The sequence below is a fragment of the Eubacterium pyruvativorans genome, from assembly GCF_900102225.1.
Classification (GTDB): Bacteria; Bacillota; Clostridia; order Peptostreptococcales; family Anaerovoracaceae; genus Aminicella; species Aminicella pyruvativorans.
In genome coordinates this window covers 50,625-65,585 of sequence record NZ_FNBF01000006.1, presented here as the reverse complement: position 1 = coordinate 65,585, position 14,961 = coordinate 50,625, and the positions used below count along the sequence as shown (strand labels likewise).

Sequence of the window (14,961 nt, the reverse complement as noted above, 5' to 3'; positions counted from 1 at the left end):
ATTAGATCACATCGAAAACATCATTCTGAAGTGTCCATCGGGCAGGAAATTCGTTTTGATATGTGCATACTTTCAAGCGAAATTGAATGGTTATGCGGCCGCTGAAAAAAAGCAACCGATCAATCGATGCGTGCACGAAGCGGCCAGGTGCGAAAACAGGATTTTTCGGATTTCCGCACCTGCGATTATCCGGTCGCCTTCATGGCTGGCCGAAAACAGAAGTTTGAAGGTGCGGATTCTGAAAAAAATTGGAATCCGCACCCGCCCGGTCGTCCGAACCCCATCATTCGCCCGCCTGTACTCGCCCGCCTGTGCTTGGTATTCTGTACTTGGCCGCCCGCCGCCTGCCGCCCGCCCCGCTACCGGAAAAGCTGCTTCGGCACCTTCCGGTCCAGCACCGCTGCCAGAATGCCGATCCCGATGCCGGCGGCCATGCCGGAGAATACCAGCACCGGAAAGTAGATGAACATTTTCGCATTCTCGATGACCAGCGCTGCCACAATCAGCTGTCCGAAGTTGTGGGCGACACCGGCGGCCATGCTGACGCCGATTATAGAGAACCGGCCGGTTCTGCGGAGCAGCGCCATGACCAGCAGGGAGGTCAGTCCTCCGGCCAGTGAGTACAGCATGGCGAACACGCCGCTGAACAGCAGCCCCGAAAGGCCGATGCGCACCAGATTGATGGCCAGCGCATAGCGGAAGTCCATTTCATACAGGGCGATGATGATCACCAGATTGGCGAAACCCAGCTTTATGCCGGGGATGCCGATATTAACCGGGATGAGAAATTCAATGTAGGAAAAGATCAGCGCCAGAGCGGCGAACATGGCTCCTGTGGTGAGACGCTTCGTTCGACGGGCGCTGTGGTCCCGGGGAGAGGCGCCGCCGGTATTACGAATAGACATCGATCTTTCCCTCCTTTCCCGCAGCCCGGATTTCCACGCTGACCCGGTTCGGCAGGCAGACGATGCTCTGATTGGTCTCGCTGATGGGCTTGTGATGTACGCAGATCTGATTGTGGCAGGAAGCGGAGGCCATGAACACCTTTCCGTTCCGGATCCTGACCACATTCCGGTGGCTGCCCCGGCGGATCGTAATGGTTCGGCTGACGGACAGCGGATAACTGCCGTAGATTTCTCCGTTCACCCGGATCACGGCTTCCGCACCCCGGCTCCGGCCCAGCAGGGACGCTGCAGCCAGAGCGATTCCGAGAAGGAGAAGGACCAGGAAGAGGACGATATCCGCTTTCCGGATGCTTCTCCGGAGGAACTGCCAGGTGGTGGGTTCTGATATATTCGGTTTTCGATTTTCCGGTCTTTGATTCATAAGGGTGATTATAGCATACTTGCGGCGGGATATGGTATAATCAGATATTATTGTCTGACCGGGAAGGCCGGGTCAATCTGCAAACAGGAAGAGGGAAATATGCGGGGAAACAGAAGGAAAATCGGGAGCTTGCTGGTGATTTTTTGTCTCACTCTGGGGCTGGCTCTGCCCCTGGCGGGCTGCGGGAAGACAGAACCGGTCACGAAGGAAAGCTACTACTTCGACACGGTCTGCGACATCACGATCTATGACATGGAAGGCATGTCGGAAGACCGGGCGGAGAAGGCGATCCGCGGGGCTTTCCGGCAGTGTTCGTATTATGAGGATACGCTGTCGAAGACCGTGAAGGGCAGTGATATCTGGAAGATCAATCACGCCGCAGGAAAACCGGTTAGGGTGTCCGATGTGACCCTGGAAGTGCTCCGGGATGGCATCCGGTTCGGGGATTTGACAAAGGGAACATTCGATATCACGGTCGGAAAAGCGGAAGATCTGTATGATTTTCATGCGGAAAAGCACGCAGTGCCGACGGACCGGCAGCTGGAACAGGCTGTGAAGTACATTGACTACCGGCAGATTCGGATCAGCGGAAACCGGGTGTCCATGGGAACAGCGAAGGGGGAAGTGGACCTGGGCGGTATAGCGAAGGGGTATATTGCGGACCGGGTGGCCCGGTATCTGAAGCAGAAGTGGAAGGTGTCCTCCGGCATTATCAGCCTGGGAGGCAACATCGTCTGCATCGGGTCGAAGAACGGGGAAAGTTTCAATGTGGGCATTGACCGGCCGTTCTCGGACCGCAGTGAGATCGTGGGGTCCACGAAAGTGAAGGACGCCACGCTGGTGACTTCCGGGGTTTACGAGCGGTACTTCCGGAAGAACGGGAAGCTTTATCATCACATCCTGGATCCGAAGACCGGGCGGCCGGTGAATACAGACATTCTGGGGGTGACCGTCGTGGCCCCGGACGGACGCTCCGCCAACTGCGACGCCCTGGCCACCACCTGCCTGATTCTCGGGAAGCAGGATGCGCTGCGCTTCATGAAGAAGCACTTCCCGTCGTACAAGGTGTTGATTGTGGACCGGAAGTACAAGGTCACGAAGTCGAAGAACATGGCGTTTCAGCCGGCGGAATAGGGGTGGATCAAGCGGTTGATGAAGAGGCGGAGGATTCGCCGTCCGGTCAGTCCGCCGCCCCCGCCTTCCGTTCCGGCCGGCACAGGAGAGCCAGCGCAATGATCACCACCACCAGCCCCAGGAGGGACAGGATGGAAGGAATCTCGTGGTAAATCAGCATGCCGAACACGGTGGCGGCAGAAGGCTCCCCGGCCGAGGCCAGAATCGACGCTTTTCCGGATTCCACCCGGGACAGGGCGATGTTGTACAGCAGAAACGGAAGCACGGAGACACAGAGGGCCTGCAGAAACAGGAAGGCCCAGTGGGGCACCGGCGCAGCGGCAGTGTAGGTCAGGATTGCCCGGTGATTCGCCAGCGGGAAGGTGACGATCGCCACGGACAGAAGGCTGTAGAATGTGGTGGTCAGCGGGTGGTACCCCCGGTTGGATGCAATGCGCATGGAGATGACCTGCATGCCGTAGCAGAAGGCGGATGCGATGCCGATGAGGATGTTCAGCGGCGTCACATTCCCGGCGGAACCGTTTTCCAGTACGCCGCTGACCAGCACACAGCCGAAAATGGCCAGAAACATACTGCCCACCTTTGCTTTTGTAATGGGCTCATGGAAGAGAATCCGGGCGGCGAACAGCACGAAGACCGGACTCATGCCCAGAAGCACGGCGGCCAGGGAGAGGGTCAGACGGAGAATGGTTTCCTGATAGAAGGCGTTCAGGCCCAGGGTGAAGACCGCACCGCCCAGCAGGAAGATCCAGAGATCCTCCAGCCGGAAACGAAGCAGCTTCCGGTCCACGATCAGAATCAGAATCAGCAGCATGATCACTGCTGTCAGCATCCTGCCGTACAGGATCGTCATATTGTCCCAGTGTTCATCGGCCATGGTCCGGACGAAGGTGCCGGAGGTACCCCAGAAGATGCCCGACAGCAGAGGCATCAGCGTATAGAACAGATTCATTCTTTCTTCTTCCTTTCTGATTTCTTTTCTAATTCCCTCCACCCGGCGATCATTTCCTCCACCGCTTCCCGGATTTCCCCGAGGGGGATCTGATTATAATAAAAAATCAGGTCCGCCGATTCCTGCTCCATGAGATCCGTCTGGGGGATGACCTGGAGCCGGAGCGCCCGGGCAGCGGCGCAGAGTTCCCGAGGGGACACCCCGGAACGCACGTGAAGGGTGATGTTGATGCCGGAATTCTTGTTCACAGCCCGGACGAAATCTCCGCCGGACTCTTCAATGGCCCGGAGCACCAGGCTCAGTTTCCGGGCGTAGAGTTTCCGCATCTTCCGGATTTCCGTCCGGTACCAGCCCCGGTGCATGAACTCCGCCAGGGTCAGCTGCTCGGTCTTCGAACTGGTCTGGTCGTAGCGCCTCATGATCTTTTCCCGGAAAATCCGGCTCATGTCCCCGGGGAGGATCATATAGGAAAGACGGATGCCTGCAAACAATGTGGAGGAGAAAGACCCGAGGTAAACCACGTCCGAGTCCGGACTCAGCCCCTGCAGCGCCGGCACCGGTCTGCCGAAATACCTTAGTTCGCTGTCATAGTCGTCTTCGATGATGATGCTGCGGTTCGTCTTCGCCCACTCCAGCAGTTCGTACCGGCGGCCCACCGGCATGACGGTTCCCGTGGGGAACTGGTTCGACGGCATCACATAGACGGCTGCCGGAATATTCTCCGGCAGCTTCTCAATCACGATCCCGTCTTCCGCCACCGGAATCCGGGCCACGGTGAATCCCCGGTCCCGGAAAATATTCTGCACCGGAAGGTACCCCGGATTCTCTGTGGCCACCAGCCCGATATCCATCTCCTGCAGGATCCGGGACAGATGGTTCATCAGAGACTGGGTACCGGCGCTGATCACCACCTGGTCCGGAGTGGACACGACTCCCCGGGACAGATAGGCGTACCGGGAGATTTCCTCCCGCAGCACCGGTTCTCCCTGGCGGTCTCCTTCGGACAAAAGCCGGGCGGGATGATCGGTCAGTATACTGGACATGCATTTCTTCCACTTCACGAAATCGAAGGATTCCAGATCGTAACGATACAGGGTGTCCTCTGTTCTGCGGAGGATCCGGTCATATTCCCCCTCTGCGGGAACGCCGCCCCGGGCCGGGGCCGGCGCACGCCCGGTTTTCAGGTCTGATGCGTAGTATCCGGACTGGGGATGATTCTCGATATATCCTTCCACCATCAGCTGATTATATGCCGACTGGACAGTGGTGATACTGATGCCCAGCTGGCGGGAGAGGTTCCGCAGAGAAGGCAGTTTCTCCCCCGGCTCCAGATCCCGGGTGATCAGCGCATTCTTCAGATAGTCGTATAACTGTAAGTACAGAGGTCGGGAAGAACTGTCATTGAATTCGATAGAAATCGGTTTCATTTCCGCTGTATCTCCTAACTGTATATCTGAAAAAGAAAATAATTGAGTATTTGAAAGATAACATTATGATGCTATTATATGACACAACAAAGGGATTGGCAAGAACACGCATAAGGAGGCGTATTGATTATGGAACGTGTGAAGACCGATACGAAAGTGATGCGACTGGTGCTGGCGGCCCTGATGGCCTGCCTGATCCTGGTGGGAACCAGTCTGTTCAAGATTCCGGTGCCGATGACCCAGGGATACGTTCATCTGGGGGATGCGATGATTTTCCTGGCCGTCATGCTGCTGGGCAAGCGGGACGGTGCTCTGGCAGCCGGTATCGGCTCCGCACTGGGCGACCTGCTGGGCGGATATGCCTTCTGGATGCCGTGGACATTTGTGATCAAGTTTCTGATGGCATTCCTGATGGGAATTTTCATCGAAAAGGTGGGAGCGGACCGCCATGTGACCAATGAGGGATACCGGATCACCTGGGTGGATCTGCTGGGCATGCTCGTCGGCGGAATGGAAATGGTGGCCGGCTACCTGGTGGCGGAGCGGTTCATCTACGGTAACTGGGCCACGGCAGTGATCGGTGTTCCATGGAATATCGGACAGTTCGTGGTGGGCGGTGCGCTGGCGGTCATCATCGCCGGAGCCCTCTGTAAGACACCGGTTCGGAAGTACTTCCTGGGAAAGGGCCGTCAGAATGCCTGACGGAAGGGAAGCGAAACGACAGAAAAGCAGAACGAAAAAGATAGCGAAACGAAAGCAGAATCGAGATATGCCGGGATTTCCTGCGGGGAAGCCCGGCGTTTTTCTGTGCTTGTGCGGTTATTTCCGGCAGAAACGGGTATGAAGAAGAATCAGCCGTCTTCGGCATAATGGCGGCGGAGAGGAAGATTTTCATTGAGGAAAGAACTGAACTATTTCTATATTGACGGGGAATACGGGGGAGATCAGGACTGGTTCCGGGATCCCATGATGAAGCTGGGAGGCTGCGGAGCGGCTACGGCCATGGACAGCAGCATCTGCTTCGACCGGTACAAGGGAACGGAGATCAGCCCGCTGGATGTGCACAACCTGACGCGGAAAGATTATGTGAAATTCAGCAAGGTGATGAAACCGTACCTGTCCCCGCGCTGGAGCGGCATCAACCGGCTGGACATCTATATCGACGGATACGGAAAGTATCTCCGGGACCGGGGGGAACACCGGATCACGATGACGGAACTGCCCGGCCGCACGCCGGAAGCCGCAGCCTTCGACGCAGTGAAACGTCAGATTGACGGCGGTTACGTGATCCCGGCCCTGGTGTTGTTTCACCGGAACCCGGCGATGCGGGATTATGTCTGGCACTGGTTCATTGTGAACGGATATGAAGAGGGGGAGCGGAACGGGAAGAAGGAAGCCCGGATCCGCACGGCCACCTACGGAGATTCCGAATGGGTGGATTTCCACACATTCTGGGATACCGGATATGACGAAAAGGGCGGGATGGTGCTGTACCATCTTGCATGAGTAGTTCATGGCGGACAGGAGGTGTATCATGGACGAACGACTGAAGAAGATCATTGACGAGAGCAGCAACATTGTGTTTTTCGGCGGCGCCGGGGTTTCTACAGAGAGTGGTGTGCCGGACTTCCGATCGGAATCCGGGCTGTATCATGCGAAACAGAAATACGGCCATTCTCCGGAGACCATGCTGTCCCACACGTTCTATGTGAATCACCCGGAAGCGTTCTATCAGTACTATAAGGAGAATCTGATTCACCCGGAAGCCCGGCCGAACGCAGCCCACAGGGCGCTGGCGAAGCTGGAGGAGATGGGAAAACTCCGGGCGGTGATCACCCAGAACATTGACGGTCTTCATCAGAAGGCGGGATCCAGAACGGTATATGAGGTACACGGCAGTGTGCTGCGGAATTACTGTGAGTCCTGTCATAAGTTCTACGATGTGAATTACATCATGGATGAATCCCACTGTAAGGACGGGGTGCCGTACTGCACCTGCGGGGGACGGATCAAGCCGGATGTGGTTCTCTATGAAGAGGCGCTGGACCAGCGGGTTCTGGGCGCAGCGGTGGACGCCATCGAACGGGCCGACTGCATGATTGTAGGCGGAACCTCTCTGGTGGTGTATCCGGCGGCGGGTCTGATCAACTACTTCCACGGGAAGCATCTGGTGCTGATCAACAAGTCCGCGACGCCGTACGATTCGAAGGCCGATCTGGTGATCAACGACGCCATCGGCAAGGTAATGAGCATGGAGTAATATGAATATACTGGTAACGAATGATGACGGAATCCGGGCGGCGGGGATCCGGGCTCTGGTGCAGGCTCTGTCCGGAGCGGCGGATGTATTCGTCTGTGCGCCGGACAGCCAGCGGAGCGGGAAGAGCCACTCCCTGAGCATCACGGAATCTGTTTCGGTGATGCCCGCCCGGATGCCGGGGGCGGCGTCAGCCTTTGAGACCACCGGAAGTCCGGCGGACTGTGTGAAACTGGGACTGCAGCTGGCAGAAGAAGCGGGTATGCCCATCGATATGGTCTATGCCGGCATCAATCTGGGCGGCAATATCGGCTGCGACACCCACTATTCCGGCACCGTGGGGGCCGCCATGGAGGGCGCCTTCTTCGGACTGCCGTCGGTGGCGGTGTCTGTGGAGAGCATGAACGGAAGCCATGACATCCGACATTTTGACATGGCCTGCGAGCTGGCGCTTAGGGCACTGGAGGAGGCGCCGAAGCTGCCTCCGGGCACCATTCTGAATATCAATACACCTGACATTCCCCGGGAAGAACTGCAGGGCGTCAGGCTGACCCGGCTGGGCCATCGGTATTACAACGATACCTTCCGCCGTCAGCCGGACGGCAGTTACAGGCTGGGCGGAAGCCCCCACCGGGTGAAAGAAGACGATCCGGAAGGTCTGGATGTGACGGCGGTCAGAAGCGGCTGGGCATCGGTCACACCGATCCACTACGATTACACGGATTACAGCAGTTTCGATATCGTCCGGGACTGGGTATCCGGAGACCGGGATCCGGAATAGAGGCAAACAGAAGACGAGCGATGAAGAGAAGGAGTTTTTGCCGGCGGCACCGCACCCCGGCGTTGTTATGAATAGTACAGATATCTTCGAACACTGTTTCGACCACCTCACGGAGGAGGACATTGCAACACTGAAAGCATTCTTCCGGGGATACGACTACCAGGGGGCGACCTATACGTTCCTGTCCAGCTATATCTGGCGGAAGGATTATGACCTGTGCTGGGAGGTCATCGGGGACTATCTCTGTATGGCCAGCCTGGACCAGGATCATGAGGAACCCACGGCGATCATTGCGATTCCGCTGACAAAAAACGGGACCTATGATACGGCCGGCCTCCGGGCCACGGTTCTGGAGGCGAAACGCCGGTTTGATACCCACGGGATTCCGTTCGAAATCACCAGCATTCCGGGGCATATGGTTCACCTGCTGGAGGAAGCGTTCCCGGAAGAGATGATTTTCGAGCACGAACGGGATGATGACGAATATGTCTACGAGAAGGAGAAACTCATCACCCTGAGCGGCCGGGCGCTGCACAAGAAAAAGAACCATCTCAATTTTTTTCTGAAGAACTACGAATATGAAGTCCGTCCGGTGACGAAGGATCTGCTGCCGAAGCTGTTCGCTCTGAGCGATGCAGTGGAGGGGGATCATGAACGCACCGAAGAACAGAGACACAGTATGGAAGCGGAGAAGCGGGCCATCGCCGAATTTGCAGATCATCTGGAGGATCCGGATGTATATTCTGCGGCGGTTTTCATGGACGGCCATCTCAGAGCTTTCGCCATGGGGGAGCGGCTGAGCGGCGACACGGCGGTGGAGCATTTCGAGAAAGCGGATGTCAACTACCGGGGTCTGTATCAGGTGATCTGCCGGGAGTTCTGCCGCACCCTGCCGGAAGAGATTGTCTATGTCAACCGGGAGGAAGACATGGGACTGGAAAATCTCCGTCATGCGAAGGAGGCACTGAAGCCTCATCACATGGCGGAGAAATATACCGGAACATTCCGGTAGGGCTCTGATCTCTGTTCCTGAAAATGAATTGTATATTTTTCTGCTGAAGTGGTATACTTGGGACGTAGTAGTTCGAGGGCACTGCCGGAAGGGATCATCCGATGTGCCCCCACTCATGTAGAGGAGGATAGACATTATGGATAAGAAGGTCAGAGATTTAATGAATGACCAGATCAACAAGGAGCTGTACTCTGCGTATCTGTATCTGGACTTCGCTAACTATTATGAGGAAATGGGTCTGAAGGGATTCGCAAACTGGTTCACCGTTCAGACACAGGAAGAGCGTGACCATGCGATGCTCCTGCTGCAGTATCTGCAGAAGAAGGGCGAGCATGTGGAACTGGAGCCGATCGCCAAGCCGGATGTCAAGCTGGAGAGTGCGCTGGGCGTTCTGCAGGCGAGTCTGGCCCATGAGCAGTATGTCACGGGACTGATCAACGATATTTATGCGGCGGCATACGAAGCGAAGGATTTCGCCACCATGCAGTTCCTGGACTGGTTCGTGAAGGAACAGGTGGAGGAAGAGGACAACGCCACAACGAACATTCAGAAGATGGAGATGTTCGGAAACGACTCCCGGGGCCTGTACCTGCTGGATCAGGAACTGGGTGCCCGTGTGTATGCGGCGCCGTCGCTGACGGTATAGAAGTGCATGGGACCGGCCGGATGACCAACGGGTCATGCTGAAACCGGGCGGACCCCGGAACCCGGCAATATCTGCCGGGTTCCGGGGTTTTCTGTTATTCACATCTTTTTTCAGGGAGGATCGGATGGTGCCTTTTCGGGATCACATCGCAATGAATATGCCGGAATACGTCCGCCAGGCGCTCGCTATGCTGGAGGACGCCGGGTTCGAAGCCTTCGCCGTAGGAGGCTGCGTGCGGGATTCGATTCTGGGCAGAACACCGAATGACTGGGATATCTGTACAGCGGCGCTGCCGGAGGAAACCGGGGCGGTTTTCGCCGGTTACCGCACCATCGATACCGGCATGAAGCACGGCACCTGTACGGTGCTGATGGACGGGGAATCCCTGGAAATCACCACGTACCGGATTGATGGAATTTACAGCGACGGACGGCATCCGGACCGGGTATGGTTCAGCCGGGATCTCCGGGAGGATCTGGCCCGGCGGGACTTCACGGTCAATGCCATGGCGGTGGACCGAAAGGGCCGGCTGGTGGATCCTTTCGGCGGCCGGGCGGATCTGGCGGCGCAGCTGATCCGGGCGGTGGGGAAACCGGAGGACCGGTTCCGGGAGGATGCGCTCCGGATCATCCGGGCCCTTCGTTTCGCCGCCGTGCTGGGTTTCCAGATTGAAGAAGAAACAGCGGATGCCGTCCGCAGTATGGCAGCGCTGTGCCGGGGAACGTCCCGGGAGCGGATCTTCATAGAACTGACTAAACTTCTGATGGGGGATTCTGCTGCTGCGGTTCTGACGGAGTATCGAGGCAGCATGTGCTCCTGTCTCGGCATGGAAATTGCAGAACCGGAACGGCTCGGCCTTCTCCGCCGGGCGCCCCGGGACCTGCCCCTTCGCTGCGGGATTTTCTTCGGTCCCGGGGCCGGCCGGGTCAGGAACGGTCTGAAGGAACTGAAGGCAGATAACGAATTGATCCGGGCGGCAGAGAAGGCCGCAGAACTTTCGGAAGATCCGGCGATCCGGGGGGTTCTGGAAAATGATGCGGCGAGGATGCGGCTGCTTAGGGATCATGGTCCGGAGGATCTGTGCCGGGGCATCCGGCTCCGGAGCTTGCTGTCGGAAAGTCAATCGGAAATAGACGATCGTATAGAGAGCAACCGGGTTTCCGCCGATGAATGGGAGAACGGGTGTCGGGCTGTGGAACGGATTCTGGAGCGGAAGGACGCCTGCTGGAACCGGTCTCAGCTGGCGGTGAACGGCGGCGACATCCTCCGCACCGGTGTGCCCCGGGGACCGGAAGTGGGACGGATTCTGGACGGACTGCTGGAGGATGTGATCAGCGGCCGGGTGCCGAATGACCGGGAGCGTCTGCTTCGCCGGATCCGGTGACAGAAATGAGGGCAGAATGCTGCCGGAATGCGGGGGCGATAAACAATTTCGCCGTATTCCGTCCGGTTATTTTTTGTGCTATAATCAATCTATTATCGTAGCAGATTGTCTGCCGCTGGAGGCGCCGGAGCGTCAGAGAAACGTATTACAGAATGGAGAAATGCAGAATGAGTGAAACGAATACTTCTACGAATTTCATCGAGAATATTATCGACGAGGACAATGCGAAAGGAACTTACGGGGGCAAGGTTTACACCCGGTTCCCGCCGGAGCCGAACGGATATCTGCATATCGGTCATGCGAAATCAATCTGCCTGAACTTCAGCATTGCGCAGAAATACGGCGGTAAGTGCAATCTCCGTTATGACGATACGAATCCGGTAAAGGAAGATCCGGAATATGTGAAGGCCATCGAGGAAGACGTGAAGTGGCTGGGATTCCAGTGGGAGAAACGCTGCTGGGCATCGGATTACTTCGATCAGATGTATGAGGCGGCGCTGGAGCTGATCCGTAAGGGGAAGGCCTACGTGGATGACCAGAGTGCAGATCAGATCCGGGAGACCAGAGGAACGCTGACAGAACCGGGGGTGGAGAGTCCGTTCCGCAGCCGGACGGTGGAAGAAAATCTGCAGCTGTTCGAAGAGATGAAGGACGGGAAGTACGGCAACGGAGAGAAGGTGCTCCGGGCGAAGATAGATATGTCCTCCCCGAACATCAACATGAGGGACCCGGTCATCTACCGGATCGAGCATTCTACCCACCACAATACCGGGGACGCCTGGTGCATCTACCCGATGTATGATTTCGCCCATCCGATCGAGGATGCCATCGAAGGAATCACCCATTCCATCTGCACCCTGGAATTCGAAGATCACCGTCCGCTGTACAACTGGGTGCTGCAGGAAGTGGGGTTCTGGCCGAACCCGCCGAAGCAGATTGAATTCGCCCGTCTGAATGTGACGAATACCATGACATCCAAGCGGAAACTGCGGAAACTGGTGGAAGACGGCGTGGTGGACGGATGGGACGATCCGAGAATGCCGACCATTTCCGGCATCCGCCGCAGAGGCTACACACCGGAATCCATCCGGAATTTCTGCAGTGAGATCGGCGTGGCGAAATCCAACAGTCTGGTGGATCAGGGTATGCTGGAACACTGCGTCCGCAGCGACCTCCAGAACAAGGTGGAGAGCCGGAATGTGATCGAGAATCCGATCAAGTGTGTGATCACGAACTACCCGCAGGACCGTCAGGAAATGGTGGAAGTGGAAAACAACCGCAATGTGCCGGAAATGGGAACCCGTCAGATCCCGTTTTCCAATGAGATCTACATCGATGGTGCGGATTTCATGGAGGTGCCGGTGAAGAAGTACTTCCGTCTGTTCCCGGGCAACGAAGTGCGGGTGAAGGGGGCCTACTTCATGACCTGCAACGAGGTGGTGAAGAATGAGGACGGCTCCATCCGGGAACTGCGCTGCACCATTGATCCGGCCACCAGGGGGGGCGATTCCCCGGACGGCCGCAAGGTGAAGGGTACCATCCATTTCGTGGATGCGAAGACAGCGGTGAAGATCCGGGTCAGAAACTATGATAATCTGATGCTGCAGGACGAGAACGGTGAATTCTCGGTGAATCCGGCGTCCATCTCCGAGGAGATCTGCTATGCGGAACCTTCTCTGGGGGAGGCGAAGCCGGGAGAACGGTTCCAGTTCTTCCGCCACGGATACTACATTGCGGATACGAAGCTGACGACAGATACAGAGAAGGTCTTCAACCGCATCGTCGGTCTGAAGAGCTCCTGGAAGCCGGAGAAGAAGTAACCCGGAAGAGGGAGGTGAGGCGGGAAGCGCCTTCGCCTCTCTCTTTTTTTTGGATGCCGGTAAGCCTCTGCCGAAACGGTTTCTGCCTCTTTCCCCGGCATTTTACACCGGAATAAGGTCTGATTCATCCCGGATTCCGCCGGATTCAGAAACGTTTCGTTGACATCCTGGGGATCTGTGGTTACAGTAAGTGACATAGAAAACGTGAAGTGCGGCAGGAAACGAAGGGCTGTGAACGGAAAGGAGGCCGGATTGGACGCATATATTCCCTATATTGTTGTAATTCTGCGCAGTCTGGCCGCTGCAGCGGCAGGCATATTCCTGGGAAACGGTGCAGTATATTTCTTCAACCATATGCCGCCGGTCTGGTTTACGGAATACGGAGAGGAACCGTCGGAAGAACTGCGGGACCCCTATACCCAGCGGGTGAAGAGCTGGCCGTGGAAGTTTCTGTTCTCCATGCTGTTCGTCGGCGTGGGTATCTGGATGGTGAACCGGAACTGGCGGGCGGCAGCAGTGACCCTCGCTGCCGGATGGCTGCTGGTGGAAATGGGAATTGCGGATCTGAAATACCGCATTGTTCCGGACCAGCTGGTGATTCTGCTGGCCGCATCCTCCGTGGGCATGCTGCCGTATCACGACGGCTGGAAGGATTTCCTGCTGGGGGCTCTGGCCGGCGGGGGCCTGACCTTCCTCACTGGGCTTGCCGGGAAACTTCTGACCGGCAGGTTCGGCGCAGGCGGCGGTGATATCAAGGCGTTCACCGCCATGGGGCTGGTGACCGGGCTGTACGGCATCGTATTTGTCTATATTCTCTCGGCACTGTTCGCATGTCTTCACTTCGGCGGTCTGCTGCTCAGAAAGAAGGTGAAGAGAACCGATTCCCTGCCGCTGATGCCCTATGCGGCGGCTGCATTTCTGATCTACTTCGTGTTTTTCTGGGGGCGGCTGGAGATCTGGCTCAGGATTTGAAGGGATCCGGGGGAGGCGCAGCAGAAGCGGCACGGACTGTGCGGACCGATATCGGTGGCACATACCTCTCCGCCGTGGTACAATGAATTATTACATTGGATGAAATGAATTTGAAAGGAACATATATGATCACAGGAAAACAGAGAAGTTATCTGAAGAGCCTGGCCAACGGCATTGACCCGATCGTGAATATCGGAAAGTCCGAGCTCACGGATTCGGTGGTGAATGCGGTGGATGAGGCGCTGAACGCCCGGGAACTGGTGAAGGTGAAGATCCAGGACGGTGCAGAGTGCAGGCCGAAGGAAGTCTGTGAGGAACTGGCGGGCCGGCTGAATGCAGAATTCGTCCAGGCTATCGGAAAGAAATTCGTGCTGTACCGGCAGGCCCGGAATCCGGAGAAACGGAAGATCGTTCTGCCTCGGTAGACAGGACGGAACGGAAGGCAGAACGGGACGGGAAGCAGGTATGCAGGATGAAGAACGTATTGTTAACGGTGGAGTATGACGGCACGAATTTCGCCGGATGGCAGCGGCAGCCGTCGGTCCGGACGGTGCAGGGGGTTCTGGAAGAAGGGCTCAGCACCGTGTGCGGATACCCGGTAACTGTGGAGGGGGCCAGCCGTACGGATGCCGGCGTCCACGCACTGGGCGCATCGGCGGGATTCCGGGGCGACTTCGGCATTCCCGTGGAACGGATTCCCCTGGCGGTGAACCATATCTTCCGGGGCCGGACGCCGTCTCCGGGGGTGAATGGAGACCTCCGGATTGTGCAGGCCCGGGAGGTGCCGGCGGATTTTCATCCCCGGTTCGATGCGAAGGGAAAGAAATACCGGTACATCATCCGGAACCGGAAGGAGATGCCGGTTTTTCTCCGGAACTACCGTTACCATGTGGAGAAGCCGCTGGATGTGGAACAGATGAAATCCGCTGCCGCCCAGGTGGTCGGAACCCACGACTTTGCCTGCTTTCAGGCGACGGGTTCCTATCCCAGGAGGACGACCGTACGTACCGTTTATTTTTTGTCGGTAGAGGAAGGCAGAGAAGGAGACATCGTCATTGAAGTAGGGGGCGACGGATTCCTGTACAATATGGTGCGGATCATTGCAGGCACCCTGACGGATGTGGGGCTGGGGAAGATCCCGCCGGAAGCGATGGCGGACATTATTGCGGGACGGGACCGGTCCCGGGCGGGGCACACGGCGCCGCCCCAGGGGCTCTATCTCGTGGAGGTATATTATCAGGAGGCATGAA

At 57.1% G+C, this 14,961-nt stretch carries 16 protein-coding genes; 12 read left to right on the top strand and 4 right to left on the bottom strand.

Features of this window, described 5'->3' with window-relative positions:
- Positions 1–359 precede the first annotated feature (359 nt).
- On the bottom strand, positions 360–905 hold the full coding sequence (locus tag BLQ24_RS03660; protein ID WP_090162780.1) for a Gx transporter family protein: 546 nt from the start codon (positions 903–905) through the stop codon (positions 360–362).
- Positions 892–1,326, bottom strand: coding sequence for a NusG domain II-containing protein (locus BLQ24_RS03655; RefSeq protein WP_090162778.1), 435 nt, complete (start codon positions 1,324–1,326; stop codon positions 892–894). The genes BLQ24_RS03660 and BLQ24_RS03655 overlap by 14 nt, the downstream gene beginning before the upstream one ends.
- Positions 1,327–1,425: 99 nt before the next feature.
- On the opposite strand from BLQ24_RS03655, the gene BLQ24_RS03650 reads away from it, so the two are divergent.
- The gene (locus tag BLQ24_RS03650) at positions 1,426–2,460 is read left to right on the top strand and encodes an FAD:protein FMN transferase (protein WP_090162776.1); all 1,035 of its coding nucleotides are present in this window, start codon (positions 1,426–1,428) and stop codon (positions 2,458–2,460) included.
- A 46-nt stretch (positions 2,461–2,506) separates the two neighbouring features.
- On the opposite strand, the gene BLQ24_RS03645 is transcribed toward BLQ24_RS03650, so the two are convergent.
- Positions 2,507–3,412 carry a DMT family transporter gene (locus BLQ24_RS03645; protein ID WP_090162774.1) on the bottom strand — a complete coding sequence of 302 codons (906 nt, stop codon included), beginning with the start codon at positions 3,410–3,412 and terminating at the stop codon, positions 2,507–2,509.
- The gene (gene pdxR / locus BLQ24_RS03640; protein ID WP_090162772.1) at positions 3,409–4,839 is read right to left on the bottom strand and encodes a MocR-like pyridoxine biosynthesis transcription factor PdxR; all 1,431 of its coding nucleotides are present in this window, start codon (positions 4,837–4,839) and stop codon (positions 3,409–3,411) included. The genes BLQ24_RS03645 and pdxR overlap by 4 nt, the downstream gene beginning before the upstream one ends.
- A gap of 129 nt (positions 4,840–4,968) precedes the next feature.
- Here pdxR and BLQ24_RS03635 point away from each other — a divergent pair, with 129 nt between their 5' ends.
- The 11 genes from BLQ24_RS03635 (at position 4,969) to truA (ending at position 14,960) form a co-directional block, all read left to right on the top strand.
- The gene (locus BLQ24_RS03635) at positions 4,969–5,541 is read left to right on the top strand and encodes an ECF transporter S component (RefSeq protein ID WP_090162770.1); all 573 of its coding nucleotides are present in this window, start codon (positions 4,969–4,971) and stop codon (positions 5,539–5,541) included.
- 192 nt (positions 5,542–5,733) lie between these two features.
- Positions 5,734–6,345 carry a hypothetical protein gene (locus BLQ24_RS03630; protein WP_090162767.1) on the top strand — a complete coding sequence of 204 codons (612 nt, stop codon included), beginning with the start codon at positions 5,734–5,736 and terminating at the stop codon, positions 6,343–6,345.
- 28 nt (positions 6,346–6,373) lie between these two features.
- On the top strand, positions 6,374–7,099 hold the full coding sequence (locus tag BLQ24_RS03625) for an NAD-dependent protein deacylase (RefSeq protein WP_090162765.1): 726 nt from the start codon (positions 6,374–6,376) through the stop codon (positions 7,097–7,099).
- Between the two features lies 1 nt (position 7,100).
- The gene (surE, locus tag BLQ24_RS03620) at positions 7,101–7,877 is read left to right on the top strand and encodes a 5'/3'-nucleotidase SurE (RefSeq protein WP_090162763.1); all 777 of its coding nucleotides are present in this window, start codon (positions 7,101–7,103) and stop codon (positions 7,875–7,877) included.
- Between the two features lie 67 nt (positions 7,878–7,944).
- Positions 7,945–8,889, top strand: coding sequence for a DUF2156 domain-containing protein (locus BLQ24_RS03615; RefSeq protein WP_090162761.1), 945 nt, complete (start codon positions 7,945–7,947; stop codon positions 8,887–8,889).
- Between the two features lie 133 nt (positions 8,890–9,022).
- Entirely contained in the window at positions 9,023–9,535 is a 513-nt protein-coding gene (locus BLQ24_RS03610; RefSeq protein ID WP_090162759.1) for a ferritin, read from the top strand.
- Between the two features lie 124 nt (positions 9,536–9,659).
- On the top strand, positions 9,660–10,919 hold the full coding sequence (locus BLQ24_RS03605) for a CCA tRNA nucleotidyltransferase (RefSeq protein ID WP_176755856.1): 1,260 nt from the start codon (positions 9,660–9,662) through the stop codon (positions 10,917–10,919).
- Positions 10,920–11,086: 167 nt separating this feature from the next.
- Positions 11,087–12,739, top strand: a complete 1,653-nt coding sequence (locus tag BLQ24_RS03600) for a glutamine--tRNA ligase/YqeY domain fusion protein (RefSeq protein WP_090162846.1) — start codon at positions 11,087–11,089, stop codon at positions 12,737–12,739.
- Positions 12,740–12,991: 252 nt separating this feature from the next.
- Positions 12,992–13,711, top strand: a complete 720-nt coding sequence (locus BLQ24_RS03595) for a prepilin peptidase (protein ID WP_163427023.1) — start codon at positions 12,992–12,994, stop codon at positions 13,709–13,711.
- A 125-nt stretch (positions 13,712–13,836) separates the two neighbouring features.
- Positions 13,837–14,136 carry a ribosome assembly RNA-binding protein YhbY gene (gene yhbY / locus BLQ24_RS03590; protein ID WP_090162752.1) on the top strand — a complete coding sequence of 100 codons (300 nt, stop codon included), beginning with the start codon at positions 13,837–13,839 and terminating at the stop codon, positions 14,134–14,136.
- Positions 14,137–14,183: 47 nt separating this feature from the next.
- Positions 14,184–14,960 (top strand): tRNA pseudouridine(38-40) synthase TruA, encoded by a 777-nt coding sequence (gene truA, locus BLQ24_RS03585; RefSeq protein ID WP_090162750.1) that lies wholly within the window; start codon positions 14,184–14,186, stop codon positions 14,958–14,960.
- Position 14,961 lies beyond the last annotated feature (1 nt).

What these genes read in the sequence shown, in the direction of transcription:
- BLQ24_RS03660 (WP_090162780.1), bottom strand. Translation starts at nt 905, where the DNA reads ATGTCTATTCGTAATACCGGCGGCGCCTCTCCCCGGGACCACAGCGCC.
- BLQ24_RS03655 (WP_090162778.1), bottom strand. Translation starts at nt 1,326, where the DNA reads ATGAATCAAAGACCGGAAAATCGAAAACCGAATATATCAGAACCCACC.
- BLQ24_RS03650 (WP_090162776.1), top strand. Translation starts at nt 1,426, where the DNA reads ATGCGGGGAAACAGAAGGAAAATCGGGAGCTTGCTGGTGATTTTTTGT.
- BLQ24_RS03645 (WP_090162774.1), bottom strand. Translation starts at nt 3,412, where the DNA reads ATGAATCTGTTCTATACGCTGATGCCTCTGCTGTCGGGCATCTTCTGG.
- pdxR (WP_090162772.1), bottom strand. Translation starts at nt 4,839, where the DNA reads ATGAAACCGATTTCTATCGAATTCAATGACAGTTCTTCCCGACCTCTG.
- BLQ24_RS03635 (WP_090162770.1), top strand. Translation starts at nt 4,969, where the DNA reads ATGGAACGTGTGAAGACCGATACGAAAGTGATGCGACTGGTGCTGGCG.
- BLQ24_RS03625 (WP_090162765.1), top strand. Translation starts at nt 6,374, where the DNA reads ATGGACGAACGACTGAAGAAGATCATTGACGAGAGCAGCAACATTGTG.
- surE (WP_090162763.1), top strand. Translation starts at nt 7,101, where the DNA reads ATGAATATACTGGTAACGAATGATGACGGAATCCGGGCGGCGGGGATC.
- BLQ24_RS03615 (WP_090162761.1), top strand. Translation starts at nt 7,945, where the DNA reads ATGAATAGTACAGATATCTTCGAACACTGTTTCGACCACCTCACGGAG.
- BLQ24_RS03605 (WP_176755856.1), top strand. Translation starts at nt 9,660, where the DNA reads ATGGTGCCTTTTCGGGATCACATCGCAATGAATATGCCGGAATACGTC.
- BLQ24_RS03600 (WP_090162846.1), top strand. Translation starts at nt 11,087, where the DNA reads ATGAGTGAAACGAATACTTCTACGAATTTCATCGAGAATATTATCGAC.
- yhbY (WP_090162752.1), top strand. Translation starts at nt 13,837, where the DNA reads ATGATCACAGGAAAACAGAGAAGTTATCTGAAGAGCCTGGCCAACGGC.
- truA (WP_090162750.1), top strand. Translation starts at nt 14,184, where the DNA reads ATGAAGAACGTATTGTTAACGGTGGAGTATGACGGCACGAATTTCGCC.